Consider the following 14,950-nt stretch of genomic DNA (forward strand, 5'->3'; position numbering starts at 1 on the left):
GCGAACTTTACGACGCAGCCCCTTCAGCATTTGTAATAAGCGCCGATAACAAAGACTTCGTTTTCTGGAGACCGACCATGAGTAGCATCACCGAGCCGACGGGTAACAACGGCTCTGCCCCATTCTTTTCCAAGCAGGCTACCGTCGCGAAACCGGGATTTTCGCGCTGGATGGTTCCTCCCGCGGCGCTCGCCGTCCACCTTTGTATCGGCCAGGCTTACGCGTTCTCCGTGTTCAACGGTCCGCTGACCAAGGTTATCGGCATCACGCAATCGAGCGCCGACGACTGGTCGCTCACTTCGCTCGGCTGGATCTTCTCGCTGGCCATCGTGTTCCTGGGTTTGTCGGCGGCATTCGCGGGCAAGTGGCTCGAACACGTCGGTCCGCGCCGCACCATGTTTACGGCGGCATGCTGCTTCGGCGGCGGCTTCCTGGTTTCCGCGCTGGGCGTTTATCTGCATCAGATCGCCCTGCTCTATCTCGGCTATGGCGTGATCGGCGGCATCGGACTCGGGCTGGGTTATGTGTCGCCGGTGTCGACGCTGATCCGCTGGTTCCCGGACCGTCGCGGCATGGCGACCGGCATGGCGATCATGGGCTTCGGCGGCGGCGCGATGATCGCCGCTCCCTTGTCCGTCGCGCTGATGAACCACTTCCGCAGCGCCACCAGCATCGGCGTGGCTGAAACCTTCATCGTGCTGGGCATTGCCTACTTCATTTCGATGTCGATCGGCGCACTGGCGATTCGCGTTCCGCCGGCCGACTGGAAACCGGCCGGCTGGACGCCGCCCGCGACCAATCAGAAGAAGATGATTTCGCGCAATCACGTGCACATCGATCAGGCGTTGAAGACGCCGCAGTTCTATCTGATCTGGCTGGTGCTGTTCCTGAACGTAACGGCCGGCATCGGCATTCTCGGCCAGGCCTCGGTGATGATCCAGGAAAGCTTCAAGGACTCGGTGAGCGCCGCCGCAGCGGCAGGCTTCGTCGGTCTGTTGTCGCTCTTCAACATGGGCGGCCGTTTCGTGTGGGCGTCCGCGTCGGACTGGGTGGGTCGCAAGAACACCTATTTCATTTTCTTCGCGCTCGGCGCGGTGCTGTACTACCTCGTGCCCGGCTTTGCGTCGTCCGGCCAGATCGCGCTCTTCGTGCTGGCCTACTGCGTGATCCTGTCGATGTACGGCGGCGGTTTCGCCACCGTGCCCGCCTATCTCGCGGACATGTTCGGCACGGCCTTCGTCGGCGGCATTCACGGCCGTCTGCTGACCGCGTGGGCCGCGGCCGGCGTCGCAGGCCCGGTGCTGGTGAACTACATCCGCGCCTATCAGGTGGCGCACGGCGTGGCCAAGGCCGACGCCTACACCATGACGATCCACATCATGGTCGTGCTGCTCGTGATCGGCTTCGTCTGCAACCTGCTGGTCAAGCGTGTGAACGAGAAACATCACATGACCGACGCACAACTCGCCAAAGGCGCCTAAGGAGATTCTCATGTCGACCGTTCAGACAGCGCACCCGACCAACAAGATCAAGCTCGCCGTCTTCTGGCTTTACGTGACGATTCCGCTCGCGTGGGGCGTAGTGAATACGCTTTCGCAAGCGCTCAAGCTGTTCAAGTAAGCGATGGAGCCGTATGCCGCGCGATTCGCGCGGCATACGGACGCTGCCGGCAACCGCAGCAGTAACAGCGGCTGTGACGATGGCAGTAACCGCAACAGTCACCACAGCGGTCACACCGGCAACCGTCACGGCCGTGACACCGCCTCTATGCGCGCAACTCAGACGCGCGCATCAGCCTTTCTCCCTTTTCCTGCCTCCACTCAGGACTGGTACGCGGCACCCGCGCCGACCGTCGTCGTGGCGGAGCTGATACCCGCGCCCACTTTGACCTTCAGACTCGGCGTGACACGCGCCGACAGGCCGACCGCCACCGCCTGATAGCCCTTGTAGCCCGCCGTACCGACGCCGATGGCCAGGTTCTTGCCCATGTCGACTTCCGGCACCATGGTCAGCGCGATTGCCGACGCCGTGCCCGAATAGGCGTTACGCGCGATTTCATTCATGCCGCCCTGAAACTGCTGCATATTGACGGCATCGGTCGGCGCCTGACCGGCCGCGACATTGGTGATGCGCCGCTCGCTGCCGTTCGAACCGACCGACACCGTGTTTACCTGATCGGCCACCGAACCCTCGCCGATCGCTACCGAGCCCGGCGCACTCGCCACCGCGCCGCCGCCAATCGCCACCGTGCCGTTACCGATAGCCTGCGCCGCGTTGCCCGTACTGTTGACGGAAACATACGCGCTGCCGGACACGGCATTGTTCTTCACGACCTGGTTGAGGTTGCCGATCTGCTGGTTGGTATCCCAGAGTTGCGCGCCCGTGACGGCGTCGGTGCTGGTGGCCGACAGTTCGCCGTTCTGCAGGTTGGTGAGCGTGACTTTCGGCGCGTTGGCCGCCGTGCCGCCGAGCGTCACCTTGTTATGCGCCGACGTGTCGTACTGCACGGCGTTCGCCACCGATCCGCTGATGGTGTTGACGGTGCTCTGCAGGCCGGCGATATCGCTCGTGTTCTGCGTCACGCGACCATCGAGATTGGTGATCGCGCTGCCGACGTTGTTCACCACCGTCCCGCCGACGCTGTACGACGGTGCGGCGATCGTGCCGTCCGCATTCACAGTCGAGCCGCCGCCGAGCGCCACCGCCGTACTCGCCGCGTGCGCGTAGAGTTGCGCACCGTTCACGGCGTCCGTGCTGGCCGCGCTGACCGCACCCGACGCCACGCCCGTCACGACGCGATTGCCCGCCGTGCCCGCCATGTCGACGAGCATGCCGTCCGTCGTGCCGCCGACGCTGATGACGCGCGACATCGGGTCTTGCGTCACGAGACCAATGCCGCCGGCTTCCACGTTTTTCTGCAAGGTGGAAAGCCCGGAGTCGAGCGAGCCGAGCGCATCGCCCACCGTGTTCTGTACGCCGCCTTGCACGTGATACGTGGGGCCGGTGACCGAGCCGTCCGCGTTGACCTGCGCGCCGCCGCCGAGCGCCGTCACCATCGGCTTCACCTGACCGAGATTCACCGCCGACGAATCCGCGGTGCCCGCCGCGATACCCGTCAACTCGCGCACGCCGCCCGAGCCGGTGAAATCGACACTGGCGCCGTCGCTGTCTTTGGCAACCGTGATCTGACGCGTGGCCGGGTCCTGCTGCACGAGACCGATCTCGCCGTTCGTGATGCGGTTCGTGATGTTGGTCACGTCGCCTTCGATCGACGTCGTGCGTGCATCGATGTTGCTGATGCTGGTGGTGTTGTCCGTCACACGCTGATCGATATTGTCGATTTTGACGGTGTTGCCGGCGATGTCGCTGGTGTTCTTCGCCACGTTCTCGTTGGTCGCGAAAAGCTGCGCGCCGTTGACAGCGTCGGCGCTGTCCGCGGCGAGATCGGCAGCCGCCACGTTGGTGATCCTGACCGCGCTGCCGGTCTTGCCGAGCGTGACGGTGTCGTGCAGGCTGGAGTCGTACTGGACTGCATCCGCCACCGCCGCCGCGCCGCCTGCGGAGAGCGCCGACAACGCGGAGCCCACGTCGCCATAGGTCGTGCCGCCGATCAGATACGCGGGTTTCGTGACACTGCCGTCCGCCGCCACCGCCGCGCCGCCGCCCAGCGCGGCCGTGGCGCCCTTCAGTTGCGCGACCGTCACCACGTCGTTGTTCTGTGTTCCGGCCGCGACGTTGACGATCTGACGCTGCGCACTGTCGTTGCCGACGGAAACCACGTTATCGCGCTCGGCGGTCGAATCGGCACCGAGTGCGACCGAGCCTGCTGCACTCGCCGAAGCTCCCGAGCCGAACGCGATCGCCTTGGTGGCGGCCGCCGCAATGAACGCATTGCTGCCGGCCGCGATGGAATCTTTTGCGTTGGTCTGCACGTTCGTGCCGAGCGCCAATGCATCGGCACTCTGCACATTGGCCAGATAACCGATCGCCACGCCGTTCTCGGCGGTACTGCTGGTCGACGCGCCCGCGCCGACCACGGTCGAGTTGACCGCCAGCGCGGCCGCCGCCGAACCCACGGCCGTGCTCATGTCGAGCGACGCGCCCGAACTCGCGCCGACCGCCAGCGCGCCGTTGCCCAGCGCGCTCGCCCCGACACCGACGGCCATCGCGTTCTCGCCATACAGCGCGGTGGTGGTGAGCGCCGGCGTCACGATCGGGCTGACGGCGATGAACTGGCCGGCCCAACTGCTATCGGCGCTCGTGGCGGGAGTCGTCTGCAATGCGCGGCTGCTCGCAGCGGAAACCATGGGCTGCGAAAGCGTTGCATCGGACGAGCGGTTCGCATACAGCGCGGCCGCTGCCGAAGGTGGTTTCTTGCCCGAAGCGGCGGACGCTGCGGCCTCGCCGTAAGTGGCGACATTGACGGCGGGCATGGCGAGCGCGGCCTCGATATCACCACATGATGCCGCGACATCGCACACGGCGGCCGTTGCCGGCAACGCGGGCAACGCAAAGACCAGCGCGCCCAGCACGCCGGCGCGAGCAGCCGTCAGCACCGAGCCCGCCGACGTGCCGCATGCCCCATGACCTGCCGATTTCTCCGATGCCGCGACATGCGTGCGGGTCGATTTATTCCAGACTGTCTTATACGTTTTGTTCAACATTCCTCCCAATTATTTTTTGCGATTCCATTCGCCGATATTTTTCTTATGCCATCCTAATTATTTGGCTTTTAATGCCACATAACTAGGAATGCATCGCGCCGCTCTGAATTGCAAAAACGCGAGCCATCAGTCTGCCGTGGCTTCGCAGCGAGACGAATACGAATAATCCTAAAAGCTAAAAGTTAGCCTGAATGCGCACAAACGGCATAATGGCTTTAAGGCGAAAAGTGCCAAATATCTGAATCACTTAACGCGACGATTAAGCCGCATTAAGACGATCTCTTGAGCACTCTTAAATTGGAAAAAATTAATCGGACTGACGTCGCGATTACGCAGCGTGCCGACGTGCCGGCGCGTCGTTCAGCTTGCGGACGGCAGGCGCATGGGGAAGGTGATCTCGAATACGGTGCCCTCGTCTTCGTGCGAATCGAAGCGAATCTCACCGCCCAGCATGCGGCATAGTTCCTTGACGATCGCGAGGCCGAGCCCGGCGCCCGGAATGTCTTCGTCGGTGGCGCGCTCGAATTCCTTGAACACGCGTTCGCGGTCCGACGACGAAATGCCCACGCCCGTGTCCGATACCCGCAAGCGCCAGTGGTCCTCGTCCACGGCGGCCATGGTCAGTTCGATCTGCCCGGCTTTGGTGTATTTCGCCGCGTTGGTCATGAGGTTCAACGCGATCTGTTTGAGCTTGAGCCGGTTGGACACTACATCGTCCAGGCCGCCGTCGAAGCCGGCCTCCAGACGCAGCCCCTTCGCTTCGATCACCGGGCGGCACGACGCCACGAGTTCGTCGAACAGTTCGCGCAGACTGAAGGTTTCGAGCGCGAGCGGATTACTGTCGCCCAGCACGACCGAGTATTCGACCAGTTCGTCGACCAGCGTCTTCATGTCGGCCGCCTGACGGTTCGCGAGCGCGAGCGCCGCTTCGAGTCTGGCGGGCGCGCGGCTCATCAGTTGCAGCGCCATGGAAAACACGTTGAGGAAGTTGCGCAGATCGTGCACCACGCTGCGCGTGATCTGCATGCGCGATTCGTAGAGATCGCCGACCAGCTTCTGCTTAAGCGTCAGTTCGTGATTGGCGTGTTCGAGCCGGCCGGTGTAGTCCTCGATCTTCCTGTCGCGCTCGCTGACAACTTCGCGAATCGACGTGAGCGTGACGAAGCTGACGGCTTCGTCGATGAAATGGCGGGCCCGTTCTTCGTGCCGGCGCGTGAAAAACGGCCGGTTTTCGCTGAATTCGACGATCGCGCCGGTCAGCATCTGGCGGAACAGATCGAGTTCGCGCACCAGTTCGTCGATCCGGTAGCCCTGCTTCCAGCGCAACTCGCCATGCAGACGCGCGTCGCGCTCGATCGCGGGCTCGGCGTGATCGAGATCCTGATGTTCGAGCACGCTGCAGATTTCGTCGAGGATGTTCGGAATGTGGTCCGCGAGTTGCTCGTAAGTCAGGCGGTCCGACTCGGTCAATTCGGCGTCGTGAAAGACGGCCTTCATCCAGCGCTCGGTCAGATCGACCTGACGCAGGCGCAACTGCGCGGCAAAGGCGGCCAGCGGAAGGAGATGCGAATCCGTCATGTAGGAGACCCGAACGCGAGCGGCCGACGAGCCGCTCCGGCGCCTCCAGTATGCTTGAATTACGCGGGAAAAATTAACCAGGGTTAGGACGCGTGGCGCTCAGGCGTCCTGCGGGTGCTGCGGCCGCCTAGATCTTTTCGAACAGCACGTCCTGCGCGCCTTCCCACAGCACCTTGGTGCCGAGTTCGCGCAATTTCTCCTTGCCTTCGACGATGGTCAGGAAGTGGTTGCCCGCGAGCTGCCCCATCTTGCTCGCGAAACAGCACGAGCCGTACGCCAGAATGATCTCGGTTTCGCTGTAGCCGCCCGGATAGAACAGGATGTCGCCCACGGACGGATGGCTGGTGTGATTCTCGAAGCCGACCGCCGCGCCGTCGTTTTCGAGCTTGAATTCGCCGAGCGGTACCCAGCAGCCCTCGCCGCTCCAGCGTACGTGGATGAGCTTCTGGCGGTACGGCAGCAGCTTGAGGAATGCCGCCACGGTTTGCGGCGCGTCGGGATGCGTTTCGGCAGTGAAAACGTGGCCGGCGGAGGTGATTCGGAGTCGGGTCATCGCTGGATATCCGGTAGACAGGTTGATGGAGTGGTCGGTCAGACGCCGGCTAGGGCCAAGCCATGGCGCGTTATTCTGTCGTCCCGTGCAAGCCTTCGACAGATACAGTTGCCGAGCATCCGGTCAGGCCAGTTCCCGGGCTGCGGCACGTGGGCGAGCGAGCCGTCGCGATACACGGCCTGGCGAAGGCAAAACAGCCCCTTGGCCCCGCCATGCCAGATGTGCAGAACCGCGCGCCACGAAAGTTCGTAGTTTGCAAGCCGCGCAATGCGCAGCACACTGCGAAAAGTGCGTGATCTCGCCTGTTGCGCGGTGCTGGTCGGCCGATGCCACTCTGTCGAACCTTACCCTCGATCGTCCGGCGTCACCAGTCACGGTTGGGCCGCGCGAACACCGCGAGGCTCATGCGTGTCGGATAGCGGCCCCAAACCTGCCTCGCATCCGGCCTTCATCCGCAACGCATCGGCGGTCGGTCCGCGCGCCGCACGAGCCGCGCAGGAATCCGCATGAAATCGATTCTCAGCCGCGCAGCCGGTATGCCAGCGGCGTCACCCCAAAACTACGCTTGAACTGCACGGAGAAATGACTGGCATTCTCGAAACCTACCGCAATGGCAATTTGCAGCACCGTTTGACGGGTGGTGCGCAGCAGCCGCCCCGCTTCCTCGAGCCTCAGGCGCGTCACGAACTGATGCGGCGTTTCGCCAACGGCCTCGCGGAACACGCGGGCAAAATGGAAACTGCTTAAGCCGGCTTGCGCCGCCAGTTCGGTGATGGACAGGTCGGCGGCAAGATTGGCCCGAATGAACTCCGTGACCCGGCGCACGCGGCGCGGCAGCAGCGGTTCGAGCGGCGTCGGCGAAAGCTTGCCGGCGCGGCGGCCGCGCGTGTAGTGCTGCAACAGGTGCGCGGCCAGCGCATGCACCAGAGCGTCGACGTAGAGCCGCGAGTCGGCGGGATCGCCCGCGGCGCGATGCAGGGCGCCGAGCGTGGCGGCAATCAGCGGGTCGTGAAACTGCATGGCGTCGCCGAGCGACAGCTCGCACGAACCGTCCAGCGCCATCTGCGCAGCGACACGGTCGATCAGGCTGCGTTCGATATGCAGATGCACCGTCGACAGCGGCTCGTCGGCGATGGAATGCCAGCGCCAGGAAATCGGCGCCGGCGGCACGAACCAGACGTCGCCCACGCGCAGATTCGCGCTTTCCCAGCGTCCGTTCAGGTTGCGCTCCAGATGTTCGGCGCCGCTTGCAAGCGTCATTAGCGTGACGTCCTGCAAGCCCGGCGCTTCCAGCAGTTCCCGCTCGGCCGGTTCGAGATACGAGCGCAGTACCACGTGCCGCCAGCGCCGATCCACGCTCGATACGAGCTTCTGCCCCGCCATGTAGCGGTCGTAAGCGAGCGTGGTGGTCTGCTTTGGAATTCTAGCCATCGCTTCTTCCAGGAGGTGCCCGATGCAAACGAATCAGCCTCGCCCATCCGTCAGGCTAATCGCGGATCGTCGCAAGATCCCGAAAATGATAGCAAGGAACCGGCTACCGGAATTTCGGGAAATCGCTAATCATTCAGCCTGTCGTCCCTGAAGTCTGCTCGAAGTGTGCTTATCGTCTTTCATGCGTCTCGAACGCCGGAGCTACCGTTTCATGGAACACGAATGCGATACGCTGCCGCATTGGCTGACCGGCTCGCCGCAAGGCGAAGCCGGCCAGGCGTCGGCGGCTTTCAAACCTGCTGTATCCGCGCAACCGGCCTACCCGGCCGGCATGCGGCACGGCGGGAAATCGGCCCACGCGGCCGAAGCATCCAGAACATCGACCCGCAACGCGCCCGGCGCGGCGCCGGCGGGCTTTCTCACGCTCTTTACCGAAGAGGAGATCGGCACACCTTCGCCGGCCGCGCGCCGGGCGGCGCCGGTTATCAGTCCGCTGGTGCGTTTCGGCAGCGCACAGGACCGCATCGAATTCGTGCGGCGGCGCATCAGGCAACTCGGTTTCGACTCGTTCAGCTATTCGGCCACGCGCACCACGGCTCACCACAAAACGATGTTCGTGCTGACCAGCTACGAGTCGCAGACATGGCTGACGCGCTATTTCCGCGAGCGCTATTTCGAACTCGATCCGCGCGTCGCGCTGGCATCGCCGACCGGCCTGCCGTTCCTCTGGAACACGGCCGACATGCGCGCCGATCTGCCGCGCGCGCAGTTGCGCAGCGAGCGTCTGTCGGGGTTGATCGACATGCTGGAGGCGACCGGTCGCAAAAGCGGCATTCTCACGCGCATGCCCTTGCCCGAGCCGGAACTGAGCGCGAGCCTGTGCTTCAACTCGGAGATCGGCAACCCACGCTGGATGACGGAATCGATCGTGGCGGAAACGCTGATGTTCGCGCACATGATTCACGAATTCATCTGGACGCATGCGCGCAGCGTGATCGGCATAGCGCCGCAGCAGACGCCGCGCGTGACGCTGAGCGAGTTGCAGCACGCGGTGCTGAAGGCCGTCGTGCAAGGTCAGCGCGACAAGGAAATCGCCTACTTTCTCGGGCTGTCGCCGCACAACGTCGACTATCACCTGCGACGCTTGCGGCAACTCTTCAACGTGCGCAATCGCGTGCAACTGATCAATGTCGCGCAGGCTTACGTGAGTTGAATGCAGGTCGATGGGATTGCTTCGAGGCCGTGGCGGCACGGCCTTGAAGCGATAAAACCGGGAGACCGCGCGAGCAATACGCTCGCACCGCCGCTCAACTCTTCAGGCGATAACCCGTCTTGAAGATCCACGCCACGATCACGAGGAACACTGCGAGGAACAACGCCGTCATGCCGAGACTCACGGCCACGTCCACATCGGCGAGACCATAAAAACTCCAGCGGAAGCCGCTCACCAGATACACGATCGGATTGAACAGCGTGACCACTTTCCAGAACGGCGGCAGCATGTTCACGGCGTAGAAACTGCCGCCGAGAAACGTGAGCGGCGTGATGATCAGCAGCGGCACGAGTTGCAGCTTTTCGAAGCTGTCCGCCCAGATGCCGATGATGAATCCGAGCAGGCTGAACGTGACCGCCGTCAGCACCAGAAACAGGATCATCCAGAACGGATGCTGAACCTGCAAGGGCACGAACAGACCGGCGGTGGCGAGAATGATGAGGCCGAGCAGGATCGACTTCGTCGCCGCCGCGCCCACGTAACTCACCACGATCTCCAGATACGAGACCGGTGCGGACAGCAATTCGTAGATCGTGCCCGTAAAGCGCGGAAAGTAGATGCCGAACGATGCATTCGAAATGCTCTGCGAGAGCAACGACAACATGATCAGACCCGGCACGATGAACGCGCCGTAACTGATGCCGTCCACTTCCTTGATGCGCGAGCCGATCGCCGCGCCGAACACGACGAAATAGAGCGAGGTGGAAATCACCGGCGCGATGATGCTTTGCATCAGGGTGCGCCACGTGCGCGCCATTTCGAACTTGTAGATCGCGCGAATCGCGTAGATGTTCATTGATTGCCTCGCAGCAGACTGACGAAGATGTCTTCGAGCGAACTCTGCGTGGTGTGCAGGTCCTTGAAACGGATGCCGGCGTCGTCGAGCGCCTTCAGCAGCGCGATGATGTCGGTGCGGCCGCCCTCGGCTTCGTACGTGTAGATCAACTCGTTGCCGCCCTTCGCCACGTCCAGTGCATAACCGGCCAGCGATTCGGGCACGCGTTCGAGCGGACTCTCCAGTTGCAAGGTGAGCTGCTTCTTGCCGAGCTTGCGCATCAGCTCGGTTTTCTCTTCCACCAGCATGATCTCGCCGGCATTGATGACGCCGATGCGGTCGGCCATCTCCTCGGCTTCGTCGATGTAGTGCGTGGTGAGGATGATGGTCACGCCGCTCGCGGCAAGGCCGCGCACCAGCTTCCACATGTCGCGGCGCAACTCGACGTCGACACCGGCCGTGGGTTCGTCGAGAAACAGCACGCGCGGTTCGTGCGAGAGCGCCTTGGCGATCAGCACGCGGCGCTTCATGCCGCCCGACAGCGTGATGATCTTGCTATTGCGCTTTTCCCACAGCGAGAGATCGCGCAACACCTTTTCGACGTACGCCGGATTCTTCGGCTTGCCGAACAGACCGCGGCTGAACGAAACCGTGGCCCAGACGGTTTCGAAGGAGTCCGTGGTGAGTTCCTGCGGCACGAGCCCGATCAGCGAGCGCGCGCCGCGATAGTCGGCCGCGATGTCGCGGCCGTCCACCGTCACGCTGCCGGTGCTTGCGTTGACGATGCCGCAGATGATGCTGATGAGCGTGGTTTTGCCCGCGCCGTTCGGCCCGAGCAGCGCGAAGATTTCTCCCCGGTTGATGGCCAGATTGATGTTCTTGAGCGCATGAAAACCCGTGGCATAAGTTTTCGACAGATTCGTGACCGAGACGATTGGCTGCATGGATTCGACGATGGCAGACACCGTTTGTTTGATTGGAAGGATCGGCGCGAAAGCGCCGCCGCACCCGCAATGTAATGGAAAGTGGCGAAGCGTGCAGCCCATCGTTGCTGCCGGGTACGCGCCATGCTCGACATCAGGTACACCGCAAGCGCGCCCGCTGAGGCACACCGCTTGCGGCAATCGAGGTGTGAGCGACTTGCGCTTGCGTGACATTCACAGCAATCAATCCGGTCATCCGGATCTTTGGAGGCAAATCATGAAACACATTACCAGGACGATTTTCGCGTCGGCGCTCGTGATGGCGCTTTCGGGCGGAGTCTATGCCCAGGCGGGCGGCGGGGGCGGCGCAGGTGCGGGTGCGGGCGGCACGGGCGGCGGCGGAACGGGGGTCGGCGCGGGCGGCGGCACGACGGGTGGCGCGGGCGGGACAGCCGCGCCGGGCGTCGGTGCGGGGTCGATGAAGAGCCCGAACAGCTCGGGCTATGGCTCGCCGGGCGTGACCGGTACGGGCGGCGGCATGGGAACGGGGACGGGCGCATCGCCCAATAGTCCTTCGATGAACCGCTCGAACGGCACCATGAGCAACGGCACCAGCAATGGGATGAACAACGGCATGAACAACGGGACCACCGGCAACAACATGAACGGCAATATGAAGAACGGCGGGCAATGACGGCCGCGTCAAGCGACGTAGCGACCGCGAACTCTAGCGGATCGCTGCTGCGGCAAAACCGTTGCATGAAGTATGAGTCACTGGATCATCAGTCACTCGCAGCCGGGCGGCGACGCATCGAACGATGCGCCGCCGCCCTTTTTCATGTGCAGAGGCTCAATGCGACCTGCCCGAGCGCCCAGACACTCAAGGCTCGGCGCAGACGAAGCTGCTGGCCAGATTCAGGTTGCCCTTGCCGCTATAGCGCGGAAACAGCGGATAGCGGCACAGCGGACGCGAGCGGCCGTTGGTGGCCGCGGCGATGTCGGTTGCGTTGAGCGTTTCGGGAGCCGTGCCGCGCGTCACCCAGTTATCGAGCGCGCCGAGCAGATCCACCGACGGAATGAACACGCCGCTGCCATGCTGGAAGCCCGGCACCATGTAGAGCCGCATGAATCCGTTCACCTCGCCGCTGCCGTAGCGGTCGATCAGCGCCTGGTAATAGGCGATGGTCTGATTCGGGCTGATGACTTCGTCGGCGAGACCTTGCAATGTAATGAGCTTGCCGCCGCGCGCGATGAAGCGTGTGAGGTCGGGGTTCATCGCGCCGATGGTCTGCGAAAGCGTCACCAGTTGCGCGCGATATTTACCGGGATGTTGCAGATCGAACCTGAGCGAATCGAAATTGGCGTCGTGCGCCACGAAGTAACGCAGATAACCGTCGCCTTGCGCGAACAGGTAGCCGTTGGCAAAAAAGGTCGGCACCGGCAGGCGTTCCGGCTGATGCGCCAGTCCGAGCAGGCCGGTCAGATGCGTGCCCTGGAAGATGTTGTAGCCGCTATAGCCCGCCACGTTCCATGCAAGCTTGTAGGGCAGCGACAGGCCGTCGCGCATCACGAGCAGCGTGGCGAGTTGCGCGTCGGTGAGGCATTCGTCGTGCGCCGGCGTGTGGCCGGTACAGCGCAACGAGGCAATGATGTCCGCCTCGTGCTCGCGACACGATGCGACGTCGCTGACAATGCCGTCTGCCGCGCCGTCGAGCCTGTCGCAGACGGCGAGCGTGCGCTGGTAGACGTGCTCCAGCAGCAAGGGCGGAATGAAGCCGCCCGGTGTCAGATATTCCGCTTGTCCGAGCTTCACGCCGATCAGACGCACGCCGGAAAAATTCAGCGCGGGGGAATTGGCGATCACGCCGTCGTAGTCGTCCGGATAGCGCTGCATGACGGTATAACCTTCCCGCCCGCCCGTCGAGCCGCCCGCGAAATACATGCGCTGCGGCGGCCGGCCGTAGGCGCGCGCGATCAGCGCGAGCGCGGCGTCGTGGGTCTTCTTCAGATGCGCGTAGCCGAAGTTCGTCACCGCTTCGTCGAGCAGACCGAACACCGCGAGCGAGGAGTCGCCCACGTGGCCGGAGTCGTCGCCGAATGTCACGTAGCCTTGCGCGAGCGGCGCGCGGTCCGGCGAAAACGGCATGACGCCGGTGCCGCTCACCACTACGCCGTTATAGCCTCCGCCGCCGATCTGCAGCGCGCGGCCGTTCCAGCGGCGCGGCAGATTCAAGTCGAAGCGGATGTCCGGCGTGGTGGCTTCGAGCGCCTTGATGCGCCCGGTGATGCGGCAGTATTCGCCGCCCTGCTGATTGCCCGGCGCGGTGGCGCCGACCATGCCGGCGGTCTCGATCTGCACGCCCGCCGTGGGCAAGGCGATCAGTTCGGGCGGCAGCACGGCGCCGGCCAGTTCGCCGCAGCGCATCGCCAGCGGCGCATCTTTCGGCGCGGCCTGCGCCGCCGGCGCGGCGAGCCAGAGCGCCGCGCCCGCCGTCATGACGACCAGGCGCCCGAGCACTGCCTTGCGCAGACCGCGCGGGCGCGCCCTCATCCGTAACCTGCGCCGTTCGCGGCGGCGCCCGGCTGATGCCCTTTCCAGTCGTTCCAGCCGCGCGCGATCATCAGCACCGCGCCGATCGCGACGAGATCGCCGCCGAGCCCGATCAGCACGCCACGAAAGCCGTGGAAGGTGTGCGGCGTGGCCGTATCGACGATCAGCGACACCAGCGTGCCGGTGACGAAACACACGAGCCCGGTGCGCCCGACCGTCACCACGGCAGGCAGACGCTGGGCGAGCCACGCAATGCTGCCCATGCGCACGAATTGCGCGGCCACCCAGGCAATGACGACGAAGTTGATCACACGGTCCACGGAAAGGTTCTGTTTGAGCGCGCCGGGTAAAGGTTGCGTGAGCACGAAAAGTTTAACGATAGCAAAGCTCAGCACCGCGACGACCGCGGCCCGCGTGAGCCAGTGCGCCGTGCGGCTCGCGTGAAAGCGTTCGCCGATGGGCTGCACGCGGCATAGTATGCCGAGTACGAACATGAGTTGCCAGGCAAACGGATTAAAAGCCCAGTCGGCGACGTCGTCAATGCTGAACAATGCGGCCAGCGGCCGGGCGAAGGCCCAGATCACGACGCTCAGGATGAGCGCGCTCAACCACGAGCGGCGCGCGAGCGGCACCGCGAACGGCACGCACAATGCGAAGATCACGTACATCGGCAACACGCTGGACAGATACGGTTGACGCCGCAGCAAGGCGATGTCGAGTGCCTGCCGCAGCGGCTGGATCGCGAACGGCGGCCAGCCGGTCAGCTCGACCATCGGCCGGTTCAGATGCAGCAAGGCCAGCACGGCGCCGGACACCAGCGTCAAGATCGCCGTCAGCAGATAGGCCCGATAGATTTCCCAGCAGCGTTTGACGAAGCGCATTTTCGCCGCGTGTTCACCGCGGCTCGCGAGCACCGCCGTATAGGCCGCGGCCGACGCATAGCCGCCGAGAAACACGAACACTTCGGCCGAGTCGCACAGCGCGTAAGCGTGCAACATGAGATGCGAAAGCGTGCTGCCTGGAATGTGGTCCAGCACGATGACTATCAGCACGATGCCGCGGAAAAAATCCACTTCGATCGAGCGTCCGCGGCGGCTGTCCATTCGAGTTCTCGCAAGTTGGCGCAGTAGCGTTGCGCCGTGGAAGGCGGTGTGGAACCGCTGTTCCTCGTAGGAACATAATGAGAATAAATCGTTCCCATC

The 14,950-nt window shown here is 63.6% G+C and carries 12 protein-coding genes; 4 read left to right on the forward strand and 8 right to left on the reverse strand.

Annotated features, from left to right (window positions below; translation table 11 throughout):
* The first annotated feature begins 77 nt into the window (after positions 1-77).
* Together P3T18_RS20425 and P3T18_RS20430 are read left to right on the forward strand one after the other, a co-directional pair.
* Complete coding sequence (locus tag P3T18_RS20425; protein WP_429301775.1) at positions 78-1,481, forward strand: L-lactate MFS transporter; 1,404 nt, start codon at positions 78-80, stop codon at positions 1,479-1,481.
* A gap of 10 nt (positions 1,482-1,491) precedes the next feature.
* A complete protein-coding gene (locus P3T18_RS20430) occupies positions 1,492-1,620 on the forward strand; it encodes an MFS transporter small subunit (RefSeq protein WP_429301776.1) in 129 nt (42 codons plus the stop codon).
* Between the two features lie 200 nt (positions 1,621-1,820).
* Here the strand turns inward: P3T18_RS20430 and P3T18_RS20435 are convergent, their stop codons facing one another.
* From P3T18_RS20435 to P3T18_RS20450, 4 genes are all read right to left on the reverse strand, one after another.
* Positions 1,821-4,664: a YadA-like family protein gene (locus P3T18_RS20435; RefSeq protein ID WP_429301777.1), complete on the reverse strand. Its 2,844-nt coding sequence runs from the start codon at positions 4,662-4,664 to the stop codon at positions 1,821-1,823.
* Positions 4,665-5,024: 360 nt separating this feature from the next.
* Positions 5,025-6,242: a sensor histidine kinase gene (locus P3T18_RS20440; RefSeq protein WP_429301778.1), complete on the reverse strand. Its 1,218-nt coding sequence runs from the start codon at positions 6,240-6,242 to the stop codon at positions 5,025-5,027.
* A 127-nt stretch (positions 6,243-6,369) separates the two neighbouring features.
* Positions 6,370-6,795 carry a DUF3830 family protein gene (locus tag P3T18_RS20445; RefSeq protein WP_429301779.1) on the reverse strand — a complete coding sequence of 142 codons (426 nt, stop codon included), beginning with the start codon at positions 6,793-6,795 and terminating at the stop codon, positions 6,370-6,372.
* A gap of 519 nt (positions 6,796-7,314) precedes the next feature.
* Positions 7,315-8,226: a helix-turn-helix domain-containing protein gene (locus P3T18_RS20450; protein WP_429301780.1), complete on the reverse strand. Its 912-nt coding sequence runs from the start codon at positions 8,224-8,226 to the stop codon at positions 7,315-7,317.
* Between the two features lie 211 nt (positions 8,227-8,437).
* Between P3T18_RS20450 and P3T18_RS20455 the strand changes: the two genes are divergently transcribed.
* Positions 8,438-9,439, forward strand: a complete 1,002-nt coding sequence (locus P3T18_RS20455) for a helix-turn-helix transcriptional regulator (RefSeq protein ID WP_429301781.1) — start codon at positions 8,438-8,440, stop codon at positions 9,437-9,439.
* 94 nt (positions 9,440-9,533) lie between these two features.
* Here P3T18_RS20455 and P3T18_RS20460 read toward each other — a convergent pair whose 3' ends face one another.
* Entirely contained in the window at positions 9,534-10,295 is a 762-nt protein-coding gene (locus tag P3T18_RS20460) for an ABC transporter permease (protein WP_323045436.1), read from the reverse strand.
* Positions 10,292-11,218: an ABC transporter ATP-binding protein gene (locus tag P3T18_RS20465; RefSeq protein WP_429301782.1), complete on the reverse strand. Its 927-nt coding sequence runs from the start codon at positions 11,216-11,218 to the stop codon at positions 10,292-10,294. Before P3T18_RS20465 ends, P3T18_RS20460 begins: the two co-directional genes overlap by 4 nt.
* A 256-nt stretch (positions 11,219-11,474) precedes the next feature.
* Between P3T18_RS20465 and P3T18_RS20470 the strand changes: the two genes are divergently transcribed.
* Positions 11,475-11,891 (forward strand): hypothetical protein, encoded by a 417-nt coding sequence (locus tag P3T18_RS20470; RefSeq protein WP_429301783.1) that lies wholly within the window; start codon positions 11,475-11,477, stop codon positions 11,889-11,891.
* Positions 11,892-12,077: 186 nt separating this feature from the next.
* Here the strand turns inward: P3T18_RS20470 and P3T18_RS20475 are convergent, their stop codons facing one another.
* On the reverse strand, positions 12,078-13,748 hold the full coding sequence (locus P3T18_RS20475) for a tannase/feruloyl esterase family alpha/beta hydrolase (protein WP_429301784.1): 1,671 nt from the start codon (positions 13,746-13,748) through the stop codon (positions 12,078-12,080).
* Positions 13,745-14,851: an OpgC domain-containing protein gene (locus P3T18_RS20480; protein WP_429301785.1), complete on the reverse strand. Its 1,107-nt coding sequence runs from the start codon at positions 14,849-14,851 to the stop codon at positions 13,745-13,747. Before P3T18_RS20480 ends, P3T18_RS20475 begins: the two co-directional genes overlap by 4 nt.
* Positions 14,852-14,950: the final 99 nt, after the last annotated feature.

It is taken from the genome of Paraburkholderia sp. GAS199, assembly GCF_050436585.1.
Taxonomy (GTDB): Bacteria; Pseudomonadota; Gammaproteobacteria; order Burkholderiales; family Burkholderiaceae; genus Paraburkholderia.